The 20,031-nt window shown below is 71.2% G+C and carries 15 protein-coding genes; 2 read left to right on the top strand and 13 right to left on the bottom strand.

The window, feature by feature from the left end; all coding sequences use genetic code 11:
* Positions 1–25: 25 nt before the first annotated feature.
* The 6 genes from serA to SSP24_RS22635 form a co-directional block, all read right to left on the bottom strand.
* Positions 26–1,615 (bottom strand): phosphoglycerate dehydrogenase, encoded by a 1,590-nt coding sequence (serA, locus tag SSP24_RS22660; protein WP_141311526.1) that lies wholly within the window; start codon positions 1,613–1,615, stop codon positions 26–28.
* Positions 1,616–1,844: 229 nt separating this feature from the next.
* Positions 1,845–2,843: a ketol-acid reductoisomerase gene (gene ilvC / locus SSP24_RS22655; protein ID WP_141311525.1), complete on the bottom strand. Its 999-nt coding sequence runs from the start codon at positions 2,841–2,843 to the stop codon at positions 1,845–1,847.
* 120 nt (positions 2,844–2,963) lie between these two features.
* Positions 2,964–3,488 (bottom strand): acetolactate synthase small subunit, encoded by a 525-nt coding sequence (gene ilvN, locus SSP24_RS22650; RefSeq protein ID WP_141311524.1) that lies wholly within the window; start codon positions 3,486–3,488, stop codon positions 2,964–2,966.
* A gap of 26 nt (positions 3,489–3,514) precedes the next feature.
* Complete coding sequence (locus SSP24_RS22645; protein ID WP_174864691.1) at positions 3,515–5,362, bottom strand: acetolactate synthase large subunit; 1,848 nt, start codon at positions 5,360–5,362, stop codon at positions 3,515–3,517.
* 243 nt (positions 5,363–5,605) lie between these two features.
* Positions 5,606–8,650 carry a putative bifunctional diguanylate cyclase/phosphodiesterase gene (locus SSP24_RS22640; RefSeq protein ID WP_167529663.1) on the bottom strand — a complete coding sequence of 1,015 codons (3,045 nt, stop codon included), beginning with the start codon at positions 8,648–8,650 and terminating at the stop codon, positions 5,606–5,608.
* A 416-nt stretch (positions 8,651–9,066) separates the two neighbouring features.
* Positions 9,067–10,017, bottom strand: coding sequence for a 2-hydroxyacid dehydrogenase (locus SSP24_RS22635; protein ID WP_141311521.1), 951 nt, complete (start codon positions 10,015–10,017; stop codon positions 9,067–9,069).
* 76 nt (positions 10,018–10,093) lie between these two features.
* Between SSP24_RS22635 and SSP24_RS22630 the strand changes: the two genes are divergently transcribed.
* The gene (locus SSP24_RS22630; protein ID WP_141311520.1) at positions 10,094–11,092 is read left to right on the top strand and encodes an aldo/keto reductase; all 999 of its coding nucleotides are present in this window, start codon (positions 10,094–10,096) and stop codon (positions 11,090–11,092) included.
* Positions 11,093–11,170: 78 nt separating this feature from the next.
* Complete coding sequence (locus SSP24_RS22625; RefSeq protein WP_141311519.1) at positions 11,171–12,373, top strand: PQQ-dependent sugar dehydrogenase; 1,203 nt, start codon at positions 11,171–11,173, stop codon at positions 12,371–12,373.
* On the opposite strand, the gene SSP24_RS22620 is transcribed toward SSP24_RS22625, so the two are convergent.
* From SSP24_RS22620 to SSP24_RS22590, 7 genes are all read right to left on the bottom strand, one after another.
* On the bottom strand, positions 12,370–12,570 hold the full coding sequence (locus SSP24_RS22620; RefSeq protein ID WP_141311518.1) for a DUF6191 domain-containing protein: 201 nt from the start codon (positions 12,568–12,570) through the stop codon (positions 12,370–12,372). The genes SSP24_RS22625 and SSP24_RS22620 overlap by 4 nt on opposite strands.
* A 37-nt stretch (positions 12,571–12,607) precedes the next feature.
* Entirely contained in the window at positions 12,608–15,652 is a 3,045-nt protein-coding gene (locus SSP24_RS22615; protein WP_141311593.1) for a helix-turn-helix transcriptional regulator, read from the bottom strand.
* A gap of 80 nt (positions 15,653–15,732) precedes the next feature.
* The gene (locus SSP24_RS22610) at positions 15,733–15,918 is read right to left on the bottom strand and encodes a hypothetical protein (RefSeq protein WP_141311517.1); all 186 of its coding nucleotides are present in this window, start codon (positions 15,916–15,918) and stop codon (positions 15,733–15,735) included.
* 171 nt (positions 15,919–16,089) lie between these two features.
* Positions 16,090–17,121 carry an ABC transporter ATP-binding protein gene (locus SSP24_RS22605; protein WP_141311516.1) on the bottom strand — a complete coding sequence of 344 codons (1,032 nt, stop codon included), beginning with the start codon at positions 17,119–17,121 and terminating at the stop codon, positions 16,090–16,092.
* Positions 17,114–18,124 carry an ABC transporter ATP-binding protein gene (locus tag SSP24_RS22600; protein ID WP_141311515.1) on the bottom strand — a complete coding sequence of 337 codons (1,011 nt, stop codon included), beginning with the start codon at positions 18,122–18,124 and terminating at the stop codon, positions 17,114–17,116. The genes SSP24_RS22605 and SSP24_RS22600 overlap by 8 nt, the downstream gene beginning before the upstream one ends.
* Entirely contained in the window at positions 18,121–19,086 is a 966-nt protein-coding gene (locus SSP24_RS22595) for an ABC transporter permease (protein ID WP_141311514.1), read from the bottom strand. Before SSP24_RS22595 ends, SSP24_RS22600 begins: the two co-directional genes overlap by 4 nt.
* 14 nt (positions 19,087–19,100) lie before the next feature.
* The gene (locus tag SSP24_RS22590; protein ID WP_141311513.1) at positions 19,101–20,030 is read right to left on the bottom strand and encodes an ABC transporter permease; all 930 of its coding nucleotides are present in this window, start codon (positions 20,028–20,030) and stop codon (positions 19,101–19,103) included.
* Position 20,031 lies beyond the last annotated feature (1 nt).

Below are 20,031 nucleotides of genomic sequence, written 5' to 3'. Positions count from 1 at the left end.
ACAGCAACCCCCAGGGACGGCAACCTCAGACGAGGTTCACCGCACGAGCAGACGTCGCCCCGATCTCCGAGGCGACCTCGGCGAGCACTCCCGTGGGCACCGCGTCATCGACGGTCAGCACAGCCAGCGCCTCGCCGCCCGCCGCCGCGCGAGCGACCTGCATACCGGCGATGTTGATCCCGGCCTCGCCGATGATCCGGCCCACCGTGCCGACGACGCCCGGCCGGTCCTCGTAGCGCAGGACCACCATGTGGTCGGCCAGCGCGAGGTCCACGTCGTAGTCGCCGACCGCGACGATCTTCTGCAGGTGCTTGGGACCGGCGAGCGTGCCGGACACCGACACCTCCTCGCCGTCGCCGAGCGTGCCGCGCACGGTCACGACGTTGCGGTGGTCCGGCGACTCCGAGCTGGTGGTCAGCCGTACCTCAACGCCACGCTCCTGGGCGAACAGCGGGGCGTTGACGTAGGACACGGTCTCGTCGACGACGTCCTCGAAGACGCCCTTGAGGGCGGAGAGCTCCAGCACCTTCACATCGTGCTGGGTGATCTCGCCGTACACCTCGACGTCCAGCCGTACGGCCACCTCACCGGCGAGCGCGGTGAAGATCCGGCCGAGGCGCTCGGCGAGCGGCAGGCCCGGCTTGACGTCCTCGGCGATGACACCGCCCTGGACGTTCACCGCGTCCGGGACCAGCTCACCGGCGAGGGCGAGCCGGACCGACTTGGCGACGGCGATACCGGCCTTCTCCTGCGCCTCGTCGGTGGAGGCACCGAGGTGCGGGGTGGCCACGACCTGGTCGAACTCGAACAGCGGCGAGTCGGTGCAGGGCTCCTTGGCGTACACGTCGAGGCCCGCGCCGGCGACGCGGCCCTCCTTCAGCGCCGAGTACAGCGCCTCCTCGTCGACGATCCCGCCGCGCGCGGCGTTGACGATCCGCACGCTCGGCTTGACCTTGCGCAGCGCCTCCGCGCCGATCAGGCCCAGCGTCTCGGGGGTCTTGGGCAGGTGGACGGTGATGAAGTCGGAGACCTCCAGCAGCTCGTCCAGCGACAGCACCTTGACGCCCATCTGCGCGGCGCGCGCGGGCTGCACGTAGGGGTCGTAGGCGACGACCTTCATGCCGAAGGCGGACATCCGCTGGGCGACCAGGGCACCGATGCGGCCGAGGCCGACGACGCCGAGGGTCTTCTCGGCCAGCTCGACGCCCGTGTACTTGCTGCGCTTCCACTCGCCGTTCTTCAGCGCGGCGTTGGCCTGCGGGATGTTGCGGGCGGTGGCGAGGATGAGGCCGCAGGCCAGCTCGGCGGCGGTCACGATGTTCGAGGTGGGGGCGTTGACGACCATCACGCCGGCCTTGGTGGCGGCGGAGACGTCGACGTTGTCCAGGCCGACGCCGGCTCGTGCGACGACCTTGAGCTTGTCCGCGGCGGCGATCGCCTCGGCGTCGACCTTGGTGGCGGAGCGGATCAGGATCGCGTCGACGTCGGCGATGGCCGGGAGCAGTTCGGCTCGGTCCGCTCCGTTGCAGCGCCGGATCTCGAAGTCCGGGCCCAGCGCGTCCACGGTGGCGGGCGACAGCTCTTCGGCGATGAGTACGACGGGTTTCGAGCTCACGTGAGTCCTCACATGTCCATTGCGGACGGCCGTCCCGACGGCCGCAGGCGGTGGAGGGGGCTTGCCGCGTGGAAGACGCACGACGCTGTGGGCCTGACGCGTATGTAGTACGGCAGTCTAGTGCTGTGGCGGAGGCAGTCCCGCGCCTCTGCGGAAGGATCACTCGTCCGTGGTTGGACGAGGTGGACAACGGGGCCGGAGCGACTGCTCCGGCCCCGTTGCCCGAGGCTTACGCCTCCTCGTTCACCCACGACATGAGCTTGCGCAGCTCCTTGCCGGTGGTCTCCAGCAGGTGCTCGGAGTCCTGCTGCTTGTACTCGTTGTACTTCTTCAGACCGCCGTGGTACTCGTCCATCCAGGCCTGCGCGAAGGAGCCGTCCTGGATCTCGGCGAGGACCTTCTTCATCTCGGCCTTGGTGGCGTCGGTGATGATCCGCGGGCCGGTGACGTAGTCGCCCCACTCGGCGGTCTCGGAGATCGACCAGCGCATCTTCTCCAGGCCGCCCTCGTACATGAGGTCCACGATCAGCTTCAGCTCGTGCAGGCACTCGAAGTACGCGATCTCCGGCTGGTAGCCGGCCTCGGTCAGCGTCTCGAAACCGGCCTTGACCAGGGCGGCCGTACCACCGCAGAGGACGGCCTGCTCACCGAACAGGTCGGTCTCGGTCTCCTCGGTGAACGTCGTCTTGATGACACCGGCGCGGGTGCCACCGATGCCCTTGGCGTACGACAGGGCCAGCGCGAAGGCGTTGCCCGTGGCGTCCTGCTCGACGGCCGCGATGCACGGAACGCCGCGGCCTTCCTCGTACTGACGGCGCACCAGGTGGCCCGGGCCCTTGGGGGCGACCATGCAGACGTCGACACCCGCCGGGGGCTTGATGAAGCCGAAGCGGATGTTGAAGCCATGGCCGAAGAACAGCGCGTCGCCGTCCTTCAGGTTGGGGGCGATGTGCTCCTCGTAGACCTGGGCCTGGATCGGGTCCGGGACGAGGATCATGATGACGTCGGCCTCGGCGGCGGCCTCCGCCGGGGTGACCACGCGCAGGCCCTGCTCCTCGGCCTTGGCCTTGGACTTGGAGCCCTCGTGCAGACCGACGCGGACGTCGACACCCGAGTCACGCAGCGACAGGGCGTGGGCGTGGCCCTGGCTGCCGTAACCGATGACCGCGACCTTGCGGCCCTGGATGATGGACAGGTCGGCGTCGGCGTCGTAGAACAGCTCGGCCACTTTGGGTCTCTCCTTGGAGTGCAGTTGTTGCGTCCCACCGTATGACGACGGGCGGAAGGGAAGGTTCGGGGTCTCGCCATCCGGGCGGCCCGTGTCGCACGGACCGCCCGTTTCACATCGTTACGCCGATCGGTCCAGCGCGCGCAGCGAGCGGTCCGTGATCGAACGCGCACCACGTCCGATCGCGATGGTGCCGGACTGGACCAGTTCCTTGATGCCGAACTGCTCCAGCATCTTCAGCATGGCCTCCAGCTTGTCGCTGGAGCCGGTGGCCTCGATGGTGACGGCCTCCGGGGAGACGTCGACGGTCTTGGCGCGGAACAGCTGGACGATCTCGACGATCTGGGAGCGCGTCTCGTTGTCGGCGCGCACCTTCACCAGAACGAGTTCGCGCTGCACGGCCTGCGACGGCTCCAGCTCGACGATCTTCAGCACGTTGACCAGCTTGTTGAGCTGCTTGGTCACCTGCTCCAGCGGCAGGTCCTCGACGTTCACCACGATGGTGATGCGGGAGATGTCGGGGTGCTCGGTGACGCCGACCGCGAGCGAGTCGATGTTGAAGCCGCGGCGGGAGAACAGGGCGGCGATCCGGGCCAGGATGCCCGGTGTGTTCTCCACCAGGACGGAGAGCGTGTGCTTGGACATGGGTCTGATTCCTTTACCTGCGGCTCTCAGTCGTCTTCGTTGTCGCCGAAGTCGGGGCGAACGTCCCGGGCGGCCATGATCTCGTCGTTGGAGGTGCCGGCGGCGACCATCGGCCACACCATCGCGTCCTCGTGGACGATGAAGTCGATGACGACCGGGCGGTCGTTGATCGAGTTCGCCTCCTCGATGACCTTGTCGAGGTCGGCGGGGTCCTCGCAGCGGATGGCGTAGCAGCCCATGGCCTCCGACAGCTTCACGAAGTCGGGGACGCGGGTGCCCCGGGCCTGCGGGTTGACGTCGTCGGGGCCCGAGTGCAGCACGGTGTTGGAGTACCGCTGGTTGTAGAAGAGGGTCTGCCACTGGCGGACCATCCCGAGGGCGCCGTTGTTGATGACGGCGACCTTGATCGGGATGTTGTTCAGGGCGCAGGTGGTGAGCTCCTGGTTGGTCATCTGGAAGCAGCCGTCGCCGTCGATCGCCCAGACGGTGCGCTCGGGCTCGCCGGCCTTGGCGCCCATCGCGGCCGGGACGGCGTACCCCATCGTCCCGGCACCGCCGGAGTTCAGCCAGGTGGCGGGCTTGTCGTACTGGATGAAGTGCGCGGCCCACATCTGGTGCTGGCCGACGCCGGCCGCGAAGATCGTGCCCTCGGGGGCGAGTTGGCCGATGCGCTCGATGACCTGCTGCGGGGAGAGCGAGCCGTCGTCGGGCTGGTCGTAGCCGAGCGGGTAGGTGTCGCGCCAGCGGTTGAGGTCCTTCCACCAGGCCTCGTAGTCGCCCCGGTGACCCTCGCTGTGCTCCTTCTGCACGGCCTGGATCAGATCGGCGATGACCTCGCGGGCGTCCCCGACGATCGGCACGTCGGCGGCGCGGTTCTTGCCGATCTCGGCCGGGTCGATGTCGGCGTGCACGATCTTGGCGTACGGGGCGAAGCTGTCCAGCTTGCCGGTGACGCGGTCGTCGAAGCGGGCGCCGAGGGCGACGATCAGGTCGGCCTTCTGCAGTGCGGTGACGGCGGCGACCGCGCCGTGCATGCCGGGCATGCCCACGTGCAGCGGGTGGCTGTCGGGGAAGGAGCCGAGCGCCATCAGGGTGGTGGTGACGGGCGCTCCGGTGAGCTCGGCGAGGACCTTCAGCTCGGCGGTGGCCTTGGCCTTGATCACACCGCCGCCGACGTACAGCACCGGCCGCTTGGCGGAGGTGATCAGCTTGGCGGCCTCGCGGATCTGCTTGGCGTGCGGCTTGGTCACCGGGCGGTAGCCGGGCAGGTCCATGGTGGGCGGCCAGGAGAAGGTGGTCCTCGCCTGGAGGGCGTCCTTGGCGATGTCGACCAGGACCGGGCCGGGGCGGCCGGTCGAGGCGATGTGGAACGCCTGCGCGATCACCCGGGGAATGTCCTCGGCCTTGGTGACCAGGAAGTTGTGCTTGGTGATCGGCATGGTGATGCCGACGATGTCCGCCTCCTGGAAGGCGTCCGTGCCGATCGCCTTGGAGGCGACCTGGCCGGTGATCGCGACCAGCGGCACGGAGTCCATGTGCGCGTCGGCGATCGGCGTGACCAGGTTGGTGGCGCCGGGGCCCGAGGTCGCCATGCAGACGCCGACCTTGCCGGTGGCCTGCGCGTAGCCGGTGGCCGCGTGACCGGCGCCCTGCTCGTGCCGCACCAGGACGTGGCGGACCTTGCCGGAGTCCATCAGCGGGTCGTACGCCGGAAGGATCGCGCCACCGGGAATGCCGAATACCGTGTCGGCGCCGACCTCCTCGAGAGAGCGGATGAGGGACTGCGCACCCGTGACGTGCTCGGGGGCGGACTGCTGTCCTCCGGAACGGGGCCGCGGCTGCGGATGATGGGCCCCGGTGGCCTGCTCGGTCATCGGCATTCTCTTCTCGATGCTGAGGGTTTTTGCGAGGTTTGTGCGGTGTACGACTGCTGTACGGCAGGTGCCTGTGCAACAAAAAACCCCTCGTGCCGTCAGGCAAGCGAGGGGAGCGCGCCGGTGTGGTCGCTGGGGTTTCCGGATCGTCCTCCGGTGGGTCCCAGCTCAGCCGACGCGCTGTCCAAGTACGAGAATTCGGGTGCGCATGGCACTGACCCTCCCCCCGGCGCGCACCCACTGTCAAGTGGGTGGGACGGGAGTCTCATTATGTGAGCGCAGGGGGGTGGCGAGGGATGGGCCGACCGGTGTGGCGACGGGCGTGCCGACCGGTGTGCCGCCTGAGAAGACGGTGGTCACCCCTCCGGAGTACGTGCCCGCGCCGCCGCCCGCGAAGGCGGGCTCGGCCGGTCCGTGCGGCACCGGATATTGGCCGGAACTGAGCGCCCGGCGCAGCCGGTACTCGTCCAGTGGCCCGGAGAAGGCCATGCCCTGCCCGTGCGTACAGCCCATCGCGCGCAGGGCGACGACCTGCTCGGGCAGATCCACGCCGTCCGCCACGGACTGCAGGCCGAGATCGCCGGCGATGCGCAGCAGCCCGCTGGTGATCTTGTGCAGCCGCGCGGACTCGACGACGCCCTCGACCAGGCCTCGGTCGAGTTTCAGCACGTCCAGCGGGAGTCGGCGCAGCGCCGTGATGGCGGCCGGGCTGCCGGTGCCGAAGCCGTCCAGCGCGATACGGACGCCGAGCCGGCGGAGGGTGCCCAGGCGGCGCTCCAGGTCGTCCAGGGGGATCTTGGCATCGATGTCGGACAGCTCGATGACCAGCGCCCCGGACGGCAGCCCGTGCCGGGTCAGCAGCGCCTCGACGGAGCCGAGGGGCATCGACCGGTCCAGCAGTCGGCGGGCGGCCATCCGGACGGCGACCGGTACGGCGTGGCCGGTCGCGGCGCGTTCGGCGGCCCGCTCCACGGCCTCCGCCAGCGTCCAGCGGCCCAGCTCGGCCGTCTTGTCGCTGTCCTCGGCCACGCGCAGGAACTCCGCGGGCGTGAACAGCACCCCTTGGGACGACCGCCAGCGCGCCTGCGCGGTGACCGACGTGATCCGGCCGTCCTCCAGACACACCACGGGCTGGTGCAGCAGTGTGAACTCGCCGTCGTGCAGCGCGGCCCGTAGCCGGGTGGCCAGTTCCGCCTTGCGTACGACGTCCTGCTGCATCTGTGGCTTGTACAGCTCGACCCGGCCCTTGCCGGCCGACTTCGCGCGGTACATCGCGAGGTCGGCGTTGCGCAGCAGCTCGCCCGCGCCGAGGCCAGGTTCGGCGAAGGCGACGCCGATGGACGCGGCGACCCGGACATCGGTGCCGTCGATGAGGTACGGCTGCGACAGCGTCACCCTGAGGCGGTCGGCGAGCTCCAGGATGTTGCGTTCGCGGGCGGCCCGGTCCCGGGCGCCGTCGCCGACGATCAGGGCCGCGAACTCGTCGCCGCCCAGCCGGGACGCGGTGTCGCCCTGGCGGACCGCCTCCTGGAGTCTGCGCGCGGCCTGGACGAGCAGCTCGTCCCCGGCCTGGTGCCCGATCGTGTCGTTGACGGCCTTGAAGCCGTCCAGGTCGATGAAGAGCACGGCCGTGCCCCGCAGGGCGGCTCCGCGGTCGGTGCTGCGGCGGCCGGACAGGGCCTGCTGGACGCGCCGGGTGAACAGCGCGCGGTTGGGCAGGTCGGTGAGCGGGTCGTGCTCGGCGTTGTGCTGCAACTGCGCCTGCAGGCGCACTCGTTCGGTCACGTCCCGGCTGTTGAAGATCAGGCCGCCGTGGTGCCGGTTGACGGTCGACTCGACGTTCAGCCAGCCGCCCTCACCGGACCGGAAACGGCACTCGATGCGCGTAGTGGGTTCCTCCAGCGGGCTGGCGGCGAGGAAGCGGCGCACCTCGTGCACCACACGGCCCAGGTCCTCCGGGTGGATGAGTTCGGCCAGTTCGGTCCCCACCAGCTCCTCCGCGGGGCGTCCGTAGACCCCGGCGGCGGCCGGGGAGACGTACCGCAGGATGCCGTTGGGCGCGGCGATCATGATGACGTCGCTGGAGCCCTGCACCAGGGAGCGGAAGTGGTTCTCCTTCTGCGCCAGTTCCTGGGTGAGGGTGATGTTGTCGAGCAGCATGATCCCCTGGCGCACCACCAGCGCGAGCACGACCGTGCCGCCGGTGAGCAGCACCACGCGGTCGACGCTGCGGCCGTTGAGCACGTTGTAGAGGATCCCCAGCGTGCAGACGGCGGCGGCGAGGTACGGCGTGAGGGCGGCCAGCGAGCCGGTGAGCGGGCGGGTGGCCGGATACCGGCTGGGCTCGCCCTGCGGTGCGGGCGGGTGCGGGTGGGTGGTGCCGCGCTGCCCGGGCACGTGCTCGTGCACCACGCGCGTGTGCGGCTCGTCGCCGGGCTGTCCGGGGCGTGGGGTGGTCCAGGGGGCGTACGCCAGGAGCAGCGAGCCGGCGAACCAGCCGGCGTCCAGCAGCTGACCCGAGTGGTAGTTGTTGTGCATCAGCGGTGAGGTGAACAGGGCGTCGCACATCACGGTCAGGGCGAGGGCGCCGATCGCGGTGTTCACCGCGGAGCGGTTCGCGCCCGAGCGCCGGAAGTGCAGCGCGAGCACCATGCTGACCAGGGCGATGTCGAGCAGCGGGTACGCCAGCGACAGCGCGGTGTGCGCGACGCCGGGGCCGCCGCCCTTGGCCGCCTGGGCGAGCGCGAGGCTCCACGAGAGGGTGACCAGGGAGCCGCCGATCAGCCAGGCGTCCAGGGCGAGGCAGACCCAGCCCGCCTTCGTCACCGGCCGCTTGGCGAGGACCAGCAGGCCCACGATGGCGGGGGGCGCGAAGCAGAGGAAGAACAGGTCGGCGTAGCTGGGGCTGGGCACGGGCTGTCCCAGGACGACCTCATACCACCCCCAGACGCCGTTGCCCAGGGCGGCCATGGCCGAGGAGAGGGCGAACAGCAGCCAGGCGGAGCGGAACCGGACGCGGCGGCTGTGTGCGTACAGGAAGCACGACACGGCGGCCGCGGCGGCCGCGGCGCTGAGCCCGAAGTCGCCCATGATCAGGGCGAGTTGGTCCGAGCCCCAGCCGACCGCGGAGCCGACGGCGTAGCCCGCGCACAGCAGGGCCAGGACCAGTTGGGGGTACACACCCGACCCGATGCGGGCGGCCTGCGGCCGGGGCAGCAGGGTGCCCGGCGCGCGCTGCGGCCGCAGCGGCTGGTCGAGGGTGGTCGTGGGCGGCGAGGGCGCGTTCACCGGGCCCTCCCGGTCCGTACCACTCCCGCGTCCCGAGGGCCGCGGGGCGCGCAGTGTGCCTGCTTCCTGCGGCTGCTGTGTCTGCGGTGGTGATGGTTGTGGTGCCCGCCGTGACTGGCGTGGTGGCCCCGTCGTCGCGTGGCCGTGCGCCAGGGCCGCCGTCGGCGGCCCCGCCTCGTCGGATCGTTCGTCCATAGGCCGTGCATCGCCCGTCGCCCCCCTCGCAGTCTGAAATTCCATCCCCGGCGCCGAACGGTGAGCGGCGCAGCCCCTGTCGGGACGATACACCAGTATCGTCACTCAGGGACATAGCTTCTCTACGCACAGTGACCACCAGGGAGAACGCGGCACGGACCGCGTCCGGACGGTTGCGGAGGGTGCCCGAACCGGGTCAGACGTCGGCCACGCCGACGGTTCTACGCACCCCTCGCGCCCGTCGTAAGGATCACGTTGCGCAGCGGCTCGCGGTTCACGAAACGGTGCAACTGGTCCACGAGCAGCCGCTTGGCGCGCGGCAGGAACGCGGACGTGGGGCCGCCGACATGGGGGCTGATCAGCACACCGGGCGCCTGCCACAAGGGATGTGACGGCGGCAGCGGCTCCGGATCGGTGACGTCGAGGGCCGCGGTGATCCGGCCGCTCTCCAGCTCCGTGAGCAGCGCTTTGGTGTCCACGACGGGACCTCGGGCGACGTTGACGAGCAGCGCGCCGTCCTTCATCCGGGCCAGGAACTCGTCGTTCACCAGCCCCCGAGTGGTTTCGGTCAGCGGCGTGGAAAGGATCACGACATCCGCTTCGGGGAGCAGGGTCGGCAGGTCGGTGAGCGGATGCACGGGACCGCGCGCCGTGGTGCGCTCGGAGCGCGCGACGCGCGCCACCCGCGCGAGCTCAAAGGGCGTGAGCCGGTCCTCGATGGCCGCGCCGATCGAGCCGTACCCGACGATGAGGACGTTCCGGTCGGCGAGCGCCGGCCGGAAACCGCCGAGCCACTCGCCCCTGTCCTGCGCCCGGACGAAGTCCGGAATCCCGCGCAGCGAGGCGAGGATCAAGGTGAGGGTGAGCTCCGCCGTGCTCGCCTCGTGCACTCCGCGCGCGTTGCACAGGCGCACCCCCGGGGGCAGGTGTCCCAGCCCCGGCTCGACATGGTCGATTCCGGCGGAGAGCGTCTGCACGACCTGCACGGAGGTCATCTCGGGCAGCGGCCGTACGCCGACACCTGAGGGCTTCATGTAGGGGACGACGTAGAAGGAGCAGTCGGCGGGGTCCGCGGGGAACGTTTCCTCACCGTCCCAAAAGCGGTACTTCGGCCCGTCCGGAAGCCCCTCGATGTCTTCCGGCGGGATGGGCAGCCACACGTCAGCAGTCATGGTCACGAGGCTATGTGAGGTGCGGGGTTGTGCGGAGGTTAGGTTGGGGGGCCGGGAGAGGGAGGGTTACGGGCAGGTGGAGGGCAGGACGATCGGCGCGGCGGCGCTCGCGGTGGGGGCCGTCGGACTCGGGTGCATGCCGATGAGCTGGGCGTACAGCACGTCACGGCAGCGGGGCGACGAGTCGCTGAGGGCCGTGCACCGGGCGCTCGATCTGGGCTCGACGTTGCTGGACACGGCCGACATGTACGGCCCGTTCACCAATGAGCTGCTGGTGGGACGGGTACTGAAGGAGCGGCGCTCCGACGCCTTCGTGTCGACCAAGGTGGGGCTGCTGGTGGGCGAGCAGCACATCGTGGCCAACGGCCGCCCCGGATACGTGAAGCGGGCCTGCGACGCCTCGCTGCGGCGGCTGCAGACCGACGTGATCGACCTCTACCAGCTTCACCGCGCGGATCCCGAGGTGCCGGTCGAGGAGACCTGGGGCGCGATGGCGGAGCTCGTGCAGGCCGGAAAGGTGCGGGCGCTGGGGCTGTGCGCCGTGGGTGCGCGGGGCGGACGACGGTCCGGGACGCGGCTGCACGATGCGACGATCCGGCAGTTGCAGCGGGTGCAGCAGGTCTTTCCGGTGAGCGCGGTCGAGGCGGAGCTGTCGGTGTGGTCACCGGAGGCGCTGGACGCGCTGCTGCCGTGGTGCGAGGCCCGCGGCATCGGCTTCCTGGCCGCGATGCCGCTCGGCAACGGCTTCCTGACCGGCACCCTCACGCCGGGCGAGGGCTTCGAGCCGGACGACATGCGGGCCCGCCACCCGCGCTTCACGGCGGAGATGATGGCCGCGAACCAGCCGATAGTGGCCGGTCTGCGCCGCGTCGCCGCCCGCCACGGCGAGGACGTCACCCCTGCCCAGGTGGCCCTGTCGTGGGTGCTGGCCCAGGGGCGGCACGTGGTGCCGGTGCCGGGGGCGAAGCAGGAGCGGTGGGTGACGGAGAACGCCGGAGCGGTGGGGGTGCGCCTGACGGCGGAGGATCTGGCGGAGGTGTCGGGGCTGCCGGGGGCGCAGGGGTCGTGGGACTGAGGACGGGCTTCGTGGTTCGTCGGCGCATTCCTCGGTTCGGGATCCGCTGATCGGGAACCTGTGGGGCGCGAGCGGTGTATGACAAGTAGAACTCGCCGCGTCGAAGGGACCATGATCGTGCAACGTCGAGCTGTGACGGCCGTTCTGGCCGCGGCCGCCCTCCTGCTCACGGCCGGCTGCTCCTCCGACGACGGCGGAGGCGGCCCACCACAGGGCGGCACGACGCCGAGTGGTACGTCGGCGCAGTCGTCGCCCTCCGGAGCGGCCGCCGAGGAGACCCCGCCCGCCGAGGGCTCGGTGAAGGTCGTGCGCACGGTCACCGAGGGCCTCAACAGCCCCTGGGGCCTGGCCGCGCTGCCCGACGGCGACCTGCTGGTCTCCTCCCGCGACGAGGGCACGATCACGCGCGTCGACACGGAGACGGGCCGGAAGTCCGAGCTGGGCGAGGTGCCCGGGGTGTCCCCGGCGGGCGAGGGCGGCCTGATGGGGCTCGCGCTGTCCCCGGACTACGCCTCGGACCACATGGTCTACGCGTACTTCACCTCGGCCTCGGACAACCGCATCGTCCGCATGCTGTACGACGAGCAGAAGCCCTCCGGCGAACAGCTGGGCGCCCCCGACACGATCTTCCGCGGCATCCCCAAGGGCTTCATCCACAACGGCGGCCGAATCGCCTTCGGCCCGGACAAGATGCTGTACGCGGGCACGGGCGAGAGCGGCGAGGAAGGTCTGTCGCAGGACAGGGAGTCGCTCGGCGGCAAGATCCTGCGTATGACCCCGGAGGGCGAGCCGGCCCCGGGCAATCCGTTCCCGGACTCGACGGTGTACTCCTACGGCCACCGCAATGTGCAGGGCCTCGCCTGGGACGGCAAGCAGCGCCTGTTCGCCGCGGAGTTCGGTCAGGACACCTGGGACGAGCTGAACGCGATCGAGCCGGGCGCCAATTACGGCTGGCCGGAGGTGGAGGGCAGGTCCGACGACTCCGCGTACCGCAACCCGATCGCCCAGTGGAGCACCGACGAGGCCTCCCCCAGCGGCATCGCCTACGCCGAGGGCTCCATCTGGATGGCGGGCCTGGGCGGCGAACGCCTGTGGCGCATCCCCCTGGACGGCACGGAGGCCTCGGCCGACCCCCAGTCCTTCCTGGAGGGCGACTACGGCCGCCTGCGCACGGTCCTCGCGGCCGACGGCAACAAGCTGTGGCTGACGACGAGCGAGACGGACGGCCGGGGTTCCCCGGGTGAGGGGGACGACCGGATTCTGGAGCTGGAGGTGAGCTAGCGCGGCCCCTCGGACGCCGGCTGCTCGTCCTCGGTCGGCTCCGGTGGTCGCACCACCACCTTGCCGGACGCGAGGTCTATCGGGCCGCGGCCCGGGTCGCCGTCGCCGACGTCCTCTCGGGTCAGTTCCAGGCGGTTCTGTTCGTCGCGGGTGTGTTTGCGGCCGGGTGCGAACAGTTCCTCGAAGACGTTGAACACGGGGCCTCCCTCGGCCGGTTGTTCTACAGCGTAAGCCTCACCCTGCCGTTGGAGCGCTGAGCGTTTCGGACGGGAACAGGCCCAGCCGGTGCGCCAGCGCCGCCGCCTCGCCGCGGCCCGAGACGCCGAGCTTGCCGAGGATGTTGGAGACGTGGACGCTGGCCGTCTTCGGGGAGATGAAGAGTTCCTCCGCTATCTGGCGGTTGGTGCGGCCGCTGGAGACCAGGCGGAGGACGTCGCGTTCCCGGCTGGTGAGGCCGAGGGCCTGGACCGGATCGGCGGCGGGCGACTGCTGCGGGACCTGGCGCAGGCTGAGGCGGGCGCGTTGGGCGAGCAGGCCGACGGCGTCGGCGAGGGGGCGCGCGCCGAGGTGGTCGGCGACGGCGTGGGCGAGGCGGAGCAGCTCGGTGGCACGGTCGCGGTCGTCCTCTCCCCCGGCGGTGAGGAGGGCCTCGGCGAGGCGATGGCGGACGCGGGCGAGGTCGTAGGGGCGTTCCAGGCGCTCGAAGGCCGTGACCACCTCGGACCAGGTGTCCGGACCGGCGATGCCCTCGGCGCGCTGGAGTTCGGCGCGTACCCACTTTTCGTGGGCGACCCAGATGGGAGCGCCGGTGGCGAGACGCTTGACGGTGCTGAAGATGCGCTCCAGGGCCTCCTCGCGGCCCTGCCGGGCGGCGGGCAGGTTGCGGCTGTCGGCCTCGGCGGTGGCGGCGGCGAGCAGCAGCTTCCAGCCGTAGCGCTGGGTGCCGGGCGGGATGCCGGCGTCGAGGGCGCGGTCGAGTTCGCCGCGGGCGTCCAGGATGCGGCCCTCCGAGGCGGCGACGCCGATGGCGATGAAGCCCAGCGGGAGCCACTGCTGGGGCATGGGGTCGTGGGTGCCGAAGTGGCCGTGTGCCGCGGCCAGTTGGCGGCCGGCTTCGGCGGTGTCGCCGCGGGCCAGGGCGACATTGGCCAGGCACAGGGCGGCCGTGCCCTGGGGCTTGGCGCTGTGGCCGCGGCGCAGCGCGTTCGACGCGGCCTCGGCGGACTCGTCCCAGCGGCCCAGTGAGAACAGCGAGTCGGAGAGGTTTCCCCAGATCCACGCCGCGGTGTCCAGCAGACCGTACTTCTGGGCGAACCCGATGCCCTCCTCCAGGATCCCGGCGGCTTCGCCGGAGCGGCCGACGGCTTCGAGTTCGGACGGGAGGTTGACGTACGTACGGCCCGCGACATGGGTGAAGGACCCGGCGAGGGCCTGCTCCTTGATCTCGTACATCTCCGCGAGCCCGGCTTCTATGTCGCCGGCGTCGACGAGGAGGACGCCACGGGTGACGCGGGCGTTCAGCTCGACCTCGCGGGCCCCGACCATGCGCGCGTACTCCACGGCGCGCTCGGCGGCGGCGAGGGCCTCGGCGCCGGGCTGGTGCAGCATGGACCAGCTCGCGACGTTGGTCAGGACCTCGGCGTGCACTTCGGAGGGCGGCAGTCCGCGGACCAGTTCCTGGGCGGTGGCCAGTTCCTTCCAGCCGTCGTCGCGGCCCTTCGCCTGGACCAGTCGGGAGCGCTGGACCCAGAACCAGGCCGCGAGCAGCGGGTCGTCCTCGTCCTCCAGCAGGCGCAGCGCCCGCTTGGTGATCTTCAGGGCGCGCTCGCGTTCTCCGCAGAAGCGGCTTGCGACGGCGGCCGCGGCCATCAGGTCGAGGTAGCGCAGCGCAGTGTCCGTCTGATCTCCGCCGTCCGCAGCGCGGTACACGTCCGTGTAGCCGGCGGGGCGCAGTGCGGCCCGGACGTCCTCGGGGGCGGGGTCCCACAGCTCCATCGCGCGCTCCAGGAGCCGGAGTTGCTCTGAGTAGGCGTGCCGTCGGCGGGCGGCGACGGAGGCGTCGAGGACGGCGGGCAGGGCCTTGGCGGCGTCGTGGGCGTGGTACCAGTAGCTGGCCAGGCGGGTCACGCGCTGGTCGGCGGGGACGAGGCTCGGGTCGGCCTCCAGGGCCTCGGCGTAACGGCGGTTGAGGCGGGAGCGCTCGCCGGGCAGCAGGTCGTCGCCGACGGCCTCGCGGACCAGGGAGTGGCGGAAGCGGTAGCCGTCGCCGGTGGGGGCGGCGAGCAGGATGTTGGCGTTGACGGCCGCGCGCAGGGCCTCGATGAGGTCGTCCTCGGCGAGACCGGCGACCGCGGCGAGCAGCCGGTACTCGACGGTGGAGCCGCCCTCGGCGACGATCCGGACGACCCGTTGGGCGCTCTCGGGCAGCGCCTCGACGCGGACGAGGAGCAGATCGCGCAGGGAGTCGGTGAGGCCGGTGCGGGAGCCCTCGTGGGCGGCGACGGCGAGTTCCTCGACGAAGAAGGCGTTGCCGTCGGAGCGTTGGAAGATCTCGTCGACCTGGGCCGGGTCCGGTTCGGCGGCGTGGATGCCGGCGATCTGGCAGGCGACTTCCGCGCGGTTGAAGCGGGCGAGTTCGATGCGCCGGACCGTGCGCAGCCGGTCGAGTTCGGCCAGCAGCGGGCGCAGCGGGTGGCGGCGGTGGATGTCGTCGGAGCGGTAGGTGGCGAGGACGACGAGGCGGCCGGTGCGCAGGGTGCGGAAGAGGTAGGCGAGGAGGTGGCGGGTGGAGGCGTCGGCCCAGTGCAGGTCCTCCAGGGCGACGACGACCGTGCGGTCGGCGGCGATGCGTTCCAGCAGGCGGGCGGTGAGTTCGAAGAGGCGGGCCATGCCCTCCTCGTCGGGCCGGCCGGTGCCTGTGTCACCCAACTCGGGGAGGAGCCGGGCCAGTTCCTCCTCCTGCCCGGCGGCCGCGGCGGCCAGTTCGTCCGGCAGTTCACGGCGCAGGGCGCGCAGTGCGGTGGAGAACGGGGCGAAGGGCAGCCCGTCGGCGCCGATCTCGACACAGCCGCCGAGCGCGACGACGGCGCCCTTGCGGGCCGCAGCGGTGGCGAACTCCTCGACGAGCCGGGTCTTTCCGACACCGGCCTCACCGCCGACCAGCAACGCCTGCGGCTCGCCCGCATCAGCGCGGGCGAGCGCGTCGTTCAGGGTGTCCAACTCCTCGGCGCGGCCGACGAAGACGGGACTGACGGACCTGGTCTCCACGCCCCCGAGCATCGCACGGGGGTCTGACAACGCGGCACCGGTTTTCGTGCGGTGGAGTCCGTCCCGCGAGCCGTCCCCCGGCCCGGCCTCGCTCACGCGGTGCGTGGGGACCGGTTCCGCCGTGGACGGCGGGTATCCGCCTCGTTCCCGGCGGCGCGTTCGGCGGCTTCCCGGCGGGCGGCGCGGCCACTGCGTATGGCTTCGCGGACCAGCCGCTGGTGCTCGGCGCGGCGGATCAGCTCGGCGGAACGGATCTGCTGAAGCTCGTACTCGTACATCTCTTCTCCCCCGGAGAGTTCGGTGTGCGGTATCGCTGGGTGCGATGCCTCCACCTTCGTTTCCCAGGGGGGTTCGCCACATCGGGAGAGTTCCGTATCTTGGGCGGGGTCGGGGCCTTGGAAGGCACTTAGTACGGCACCGGTTCGGCAGGGCATCTCCTAAGCCCCGACTTACAGCGGGAAGTGGCACAGGGCGGTGTGGGCGTCGCCCATGCCCTGTGGCTCCCGGACGACGGCCGGAGGCGCCTCGGTGGCGCAGCGGTCCTCGGCGCGCCAGCACCGGGTGCGGAAGCGGCAGCCGGACGGGATGTCGAAGGGCGACGGGATCTCGCCCTTGAGCTGGATCTCCTGGTCGTCGGAGGCGCGGGAGGTGTCCAGGACGGGTGCGGCCGACATCAGCGCGGCCGTGTAGGGGTGCTGCGGGCGTTCGAACACGTCCTCGGTCTCGCCGTGTTCGATGACCTTGCCCAAGTACATCACCGTCACCCGGTCGGAGATGTACCGCACCACGGACAGGTCGTGGGAGATGAACACATACGCGACGCCGAGGCGCGACTGGAGTTCCGAGAGCACGTTGAGGACCTGTGCCTGCACCGACAGGTCCAGGGCGGAGACCGGCTCGTCGCACACGATGAGGTCGGGGTCCAGGGCCAGCGCGCGGGCGATGCCGATGCGCTGGCGCTGCCCGCCGGAGAACTCGTTGGGGTAGCGGTGGGCGTCGCTCTCCCGTAGCCCGACCAGGGACAGCAGTTCCCGGATCCGCTTCTCGCGGGCCTTCGCGTCCGGGACGACGTCCCGGTGGGTGCGCCAGGGCTCACCGATCAGATCGGCGGCCGACATACGGGCGTTGAGGGAGGCGAAGGGGTCCTGGAAGACCATCTGGACGCGGCGTCGCCAGTTCAGCAGCTCCTTGCCGCGCAGCGCGAAGGGGTCGACGCCGTCGTACCGCACCGTGCCCGCGTCGGGCCGTTCCAGCCCGAGCAGCACCCGGGCCAGGGTGGACTTGCCGCAGCCGGACTCCCCGACGAGCCCGAGTGTCTGTCCCCGGCCGAGCTGTACGTCCACTCCGTCCAGGGCGGTCAGCCGGCGTCGGCCGCTGCCGAAGCTCTTCGTGACACCGCGGACCTCCAGCAGCGGCGGGTGTCCGTCGGTTCCCTCCGCCCGGGGTTCGGGGGCGGCGGTGGTGGCGCGGGACTCAGGCACGGTCGAGCTCCTCGGAGAAGTGGCAGGCGGCCGAACGTCCGTCGCCCGTGCTGCGCAGGGACGGCCGTTCCCGGACGCACCGCTCCCGCACCAGCGGGCAGCGGGCCTGGAAGACACAGCCGGGCGGCACCGCGCTCAGCTCGGGCGGGCTGCCGGGGACGGCGGGCAGCGGGCGTCCGCGCTCGGCGTCCTCCGGGACCGAGTCGAGCAGTCCGCGGGTGTAGGGGTGGCGGGGTGAGGTGAAGACGTCGTGCACCGCTCCCTGCTCCACGACCGTCCCGGCGTACATCACGACCACGTCGTCGGCGCGCTGGGCGACCACGGCCAGGTCATGGGTGATCAGTACGACGGCCATGTGCCGCTCGTCCTGGAGGTCCCGCAGCAGCCGCATGATCTGTGCCTGCACGGTGACGTCGAGCGCGGTGGTCGGCTCGTCGGCGATGAGCACGTCGGGGTCGAGGGCGACGGCCATCGCGATCAGCAGCCGCTGGCGCATGCCCCCGGAGAACTGGTGCGGATAGGACTTGGCCCGCTGCCGCGGCTCGGGGATGCCCACGCGGGTCATCAGCTCGATCGCCTTCTCCTCGGCCTGCCGCCGGGAGAGTCCGCGGTGGATGCGGAACGGCTCGCCGATCTGCCGGCCCACCGGCTGCACCGGGTTGAGGGCGGTCAGGGCGTCCTGGAAGACGATGGACAGGACGGGGCCGGCCAGCTTGCGGCGTTCGGCCGGGCTCAGCCGCAGGGTGTCCTTGCCCCTGACCCGTACGGCGCCGCCGGTCACGGAGGCCGCGGGGTCGAGCAGTCCCACCACCGACAGCGCGGTCATCGACTTGCCGCAGCCGGACTCGCCGAGCAGGGCGAGGGTGCGGCCGCGGCGGACGCTGAAGCTGACGCCGTTCACGGCGCGTACGGTCCCGGAGGGCGTGCTCAGGTCCACGCACAGCCCTTCGACGTCGAGGGCGGGGGCGGTGTCGGACGGGGCGGGGGCGGAAGTGGTCGTCACGGGATCATCTCCGGAGGAACGGCGGCGGAGGCACCGCGGCGCTTGCGGGGCAGCGTCAGACGCCAGCGCTGGGCGGGGTCGGTGGCGATCCGGGCCCACGCGGCGAGCAGCGTGGCGGACACCGTGGTGAGCACGATGGCGAGCCCGGGCAGCACCGTGATCCACCAGGCGGTCTGGAGGTACTGCCGGCCCTGGGCGACCATCAGGCCCCAGCTGACGTCCGGGGGCTGGATTCCGATGCCGAGGAAGCTCAGCGAGGACTCGGTGAGCATCACGAAGCAGAAGTCGAGGGTGGCGACGGTCAGCAGCGTCGGCAGGGCGATCGGCAGGATGTGCCGGTAGATGATGTGCCGGCTGGGGGTGCCGAAGGTGCGGGCCGCGTCGACGAACAGCCGGCTCCTCAGCTCGGCCGCCTCCGCCCGGGAGGTGCGCAGATACACCGGGATGCGGGCCACGGCGAGGATCAGCACGATGTTCAGCGCGGAGGGCGAGAAGACGTAGAGCACGACCACCGCGATGAGCAGGGAGGGGAAGCTGAGGATGACATCGGCGACGCGCATCGCCAGACTCTCCCGGCGTCCCCCGTGGTAGCCGGCCCACAGGCCGAGGGCCGATCCGATCACGAGTGAGCACAGCACCGCGGGGACGGCCACGGACAGGGTCGTCCCCGCCGCGTCGATCAGGCGCGCGAGCACGCTGCGCCCGAGGACGTCGGTGCCGAGCAGCCCGTACACCCCGTCACTCAGGGACGGCGGCCGCAGGGAGGCGTCCAGGTCCTGGCGCTGTGCGCGGTCGCCGATGAACAGCCGGCCGAAGAGGGCGACGAGGGCGACCAGGGTGAGGACGACGGCTCCGGCGGCCGCGGCGCGGTCCCGGCCGAGCAGCCGCCACCAGCGCGGCGGACGGTGCCGGGCGGGAACGGTTTCGTTCACGGGGACGGCGGAGGTCTCTGCTGTGGTCATGCTGCTTCCTTCGCTCATGCCGGCACCGCCTGACGCACTCGGGGATCGGTCAGCGCGTGACAGACGTCGACCAGAATGTTCAGCGCGAAGATGGTCACCGCGGTGAGCAGAACGGCCGCCTGGAGGACCGCGAAGTCGCGCTGCAGAATGGAGTCGATCATGAGTTTGCCGATGCCGGGCCAGCCGAAGATCGTCTCCACGATCACGGCACCGTTGACCAGGCCCACCGTCAGGTCACCGGCCACGGTCAGCACGGGCGTCACCGCGTTGCGCAGGGCGTGACCGAAGATCACCCGGCGGGGCGTGGCGCCCTTGCTCCGGGCGATCTTGACGTAGGGCGCGGAGAGCGCGGAGACCATGCTGCCGCGCACCACCTGGACCAGCACACCGAACGGGCGGATCAGCAGGGTCGCGATGGGCAGGACCCAGACCTCGGGTCCGCCCAGGGTGCCCGAGGTGGGCAACCAGCCGAGGCTCACGCCGAAGACCAGGACGCCCATGACGGCGAACCAGAAGTCGGGGATGCTGGCGGCCGTCATGGACAGCAGGCTGGCGATCCGGTCGACCAGGGAGTTGGGCCGGTAGGCGGCCAGGCTGCCGATCAGTACCGCTCCGGTGATCGCCAGCAGCATGGTCACGCCGGCGAGCTGCAGGGTGACGGGGAAGGCGTCGAGCACCATCTCGGTCGCGGACTGCCCGGTCCTGAGCGAGGTGCCGAAGTCCAGGTGCGCGGCGTCGACGAGGTAGTTCCACAGCTGTGCCGGGATGGAGAGGTCGAAGCCCTGCGCCGCGGCGAACTCCGCGCGCTGCTCGGCGGTGGCGCTCAGCGGGAGGTAGAGGTCGACCGGGTTGCCCGTCATCCGGGCCAGGAAAAACACGCCCAGCACCACGCACACCAGGGGGATGGCGCTGGAGAGCATGCGTTTGCGCAGAAAGGTAACCATG

It is taken from the genome of Streptomyces spinoverrucosus, assembly GCF_006539505.1.
GTDB classification, from domain to species: Bacteria; Actinomycetota; Actinomycetes; order Streptomycetales; family Streptomycetaceae; genus Streptomyces; species Streptomyces spinoverrucosus.
The sequence above is the reverse complement of the archived record's forward strand: the minus strand, read 5'-3'. Positions and strand labels throughout refer to the sequence as shown.

Bases quoted from the DNA above. Each gene is read 5' to 3' on its own strand.
- ilvN (WP_141311524.1), bottom strand. From the start codon at position 3,488: ATGTCCAAGCACACGCTCTCCGTCCTGGTGGAGAACACACCGGGCATC.
- SSP24_RS22590 (WP_141311513.1), bottom strand. From the start codon at position 20,030: ATGGTTACCTTTCTGCGCAAACGCATGCTCTCCAGCGCCATCCCCCTG.
- SSP24_RS22645 (WP_174864691.1), bottom strand. From the start codon at position 5,362: ATGACCGAGCAGGCCACCGGGGCCCATCATCCGCAGCCGCGGCCCCGT.
- SSP24_RS22625 (WP_141311519.1), top strand. From the start codon at position 11,171: ATGACAAGTAGAACTCGCCGCGTCGAAGGGACCATGATCGTGCAACGT.
- SSP24_RS22635 (WP_141311521.1), bottom strand. From the start codon at position 10,017: ATGACTGCTGACGTGTGGCTGCCCATCCCGCCGGAAGACATCGAGGGG.
- SSP24_RS22595 (WP_141311514.1), bottom strand. From the start codon at position 19,086: ATGACCACAGCAGAGACCTCCGCCGTCCCCGTGAACGAAACCGTTCCC.
- SSP24_RS22610 (WP_141311517.1), bottom strand. From the start codon at position 15,918: ATGTACGAGTACGAGCTTCAGCAGATCCGTTCCGCCGAGCTGATCCGC.
- SSP24_RS22615 (WP_141311593.1), bottom strand. From the start codon at position 15,652: ATGCTCGGGGGCGTGGAGACCAGGTCCGTCAGTCCCGTCTTCGTCGGC.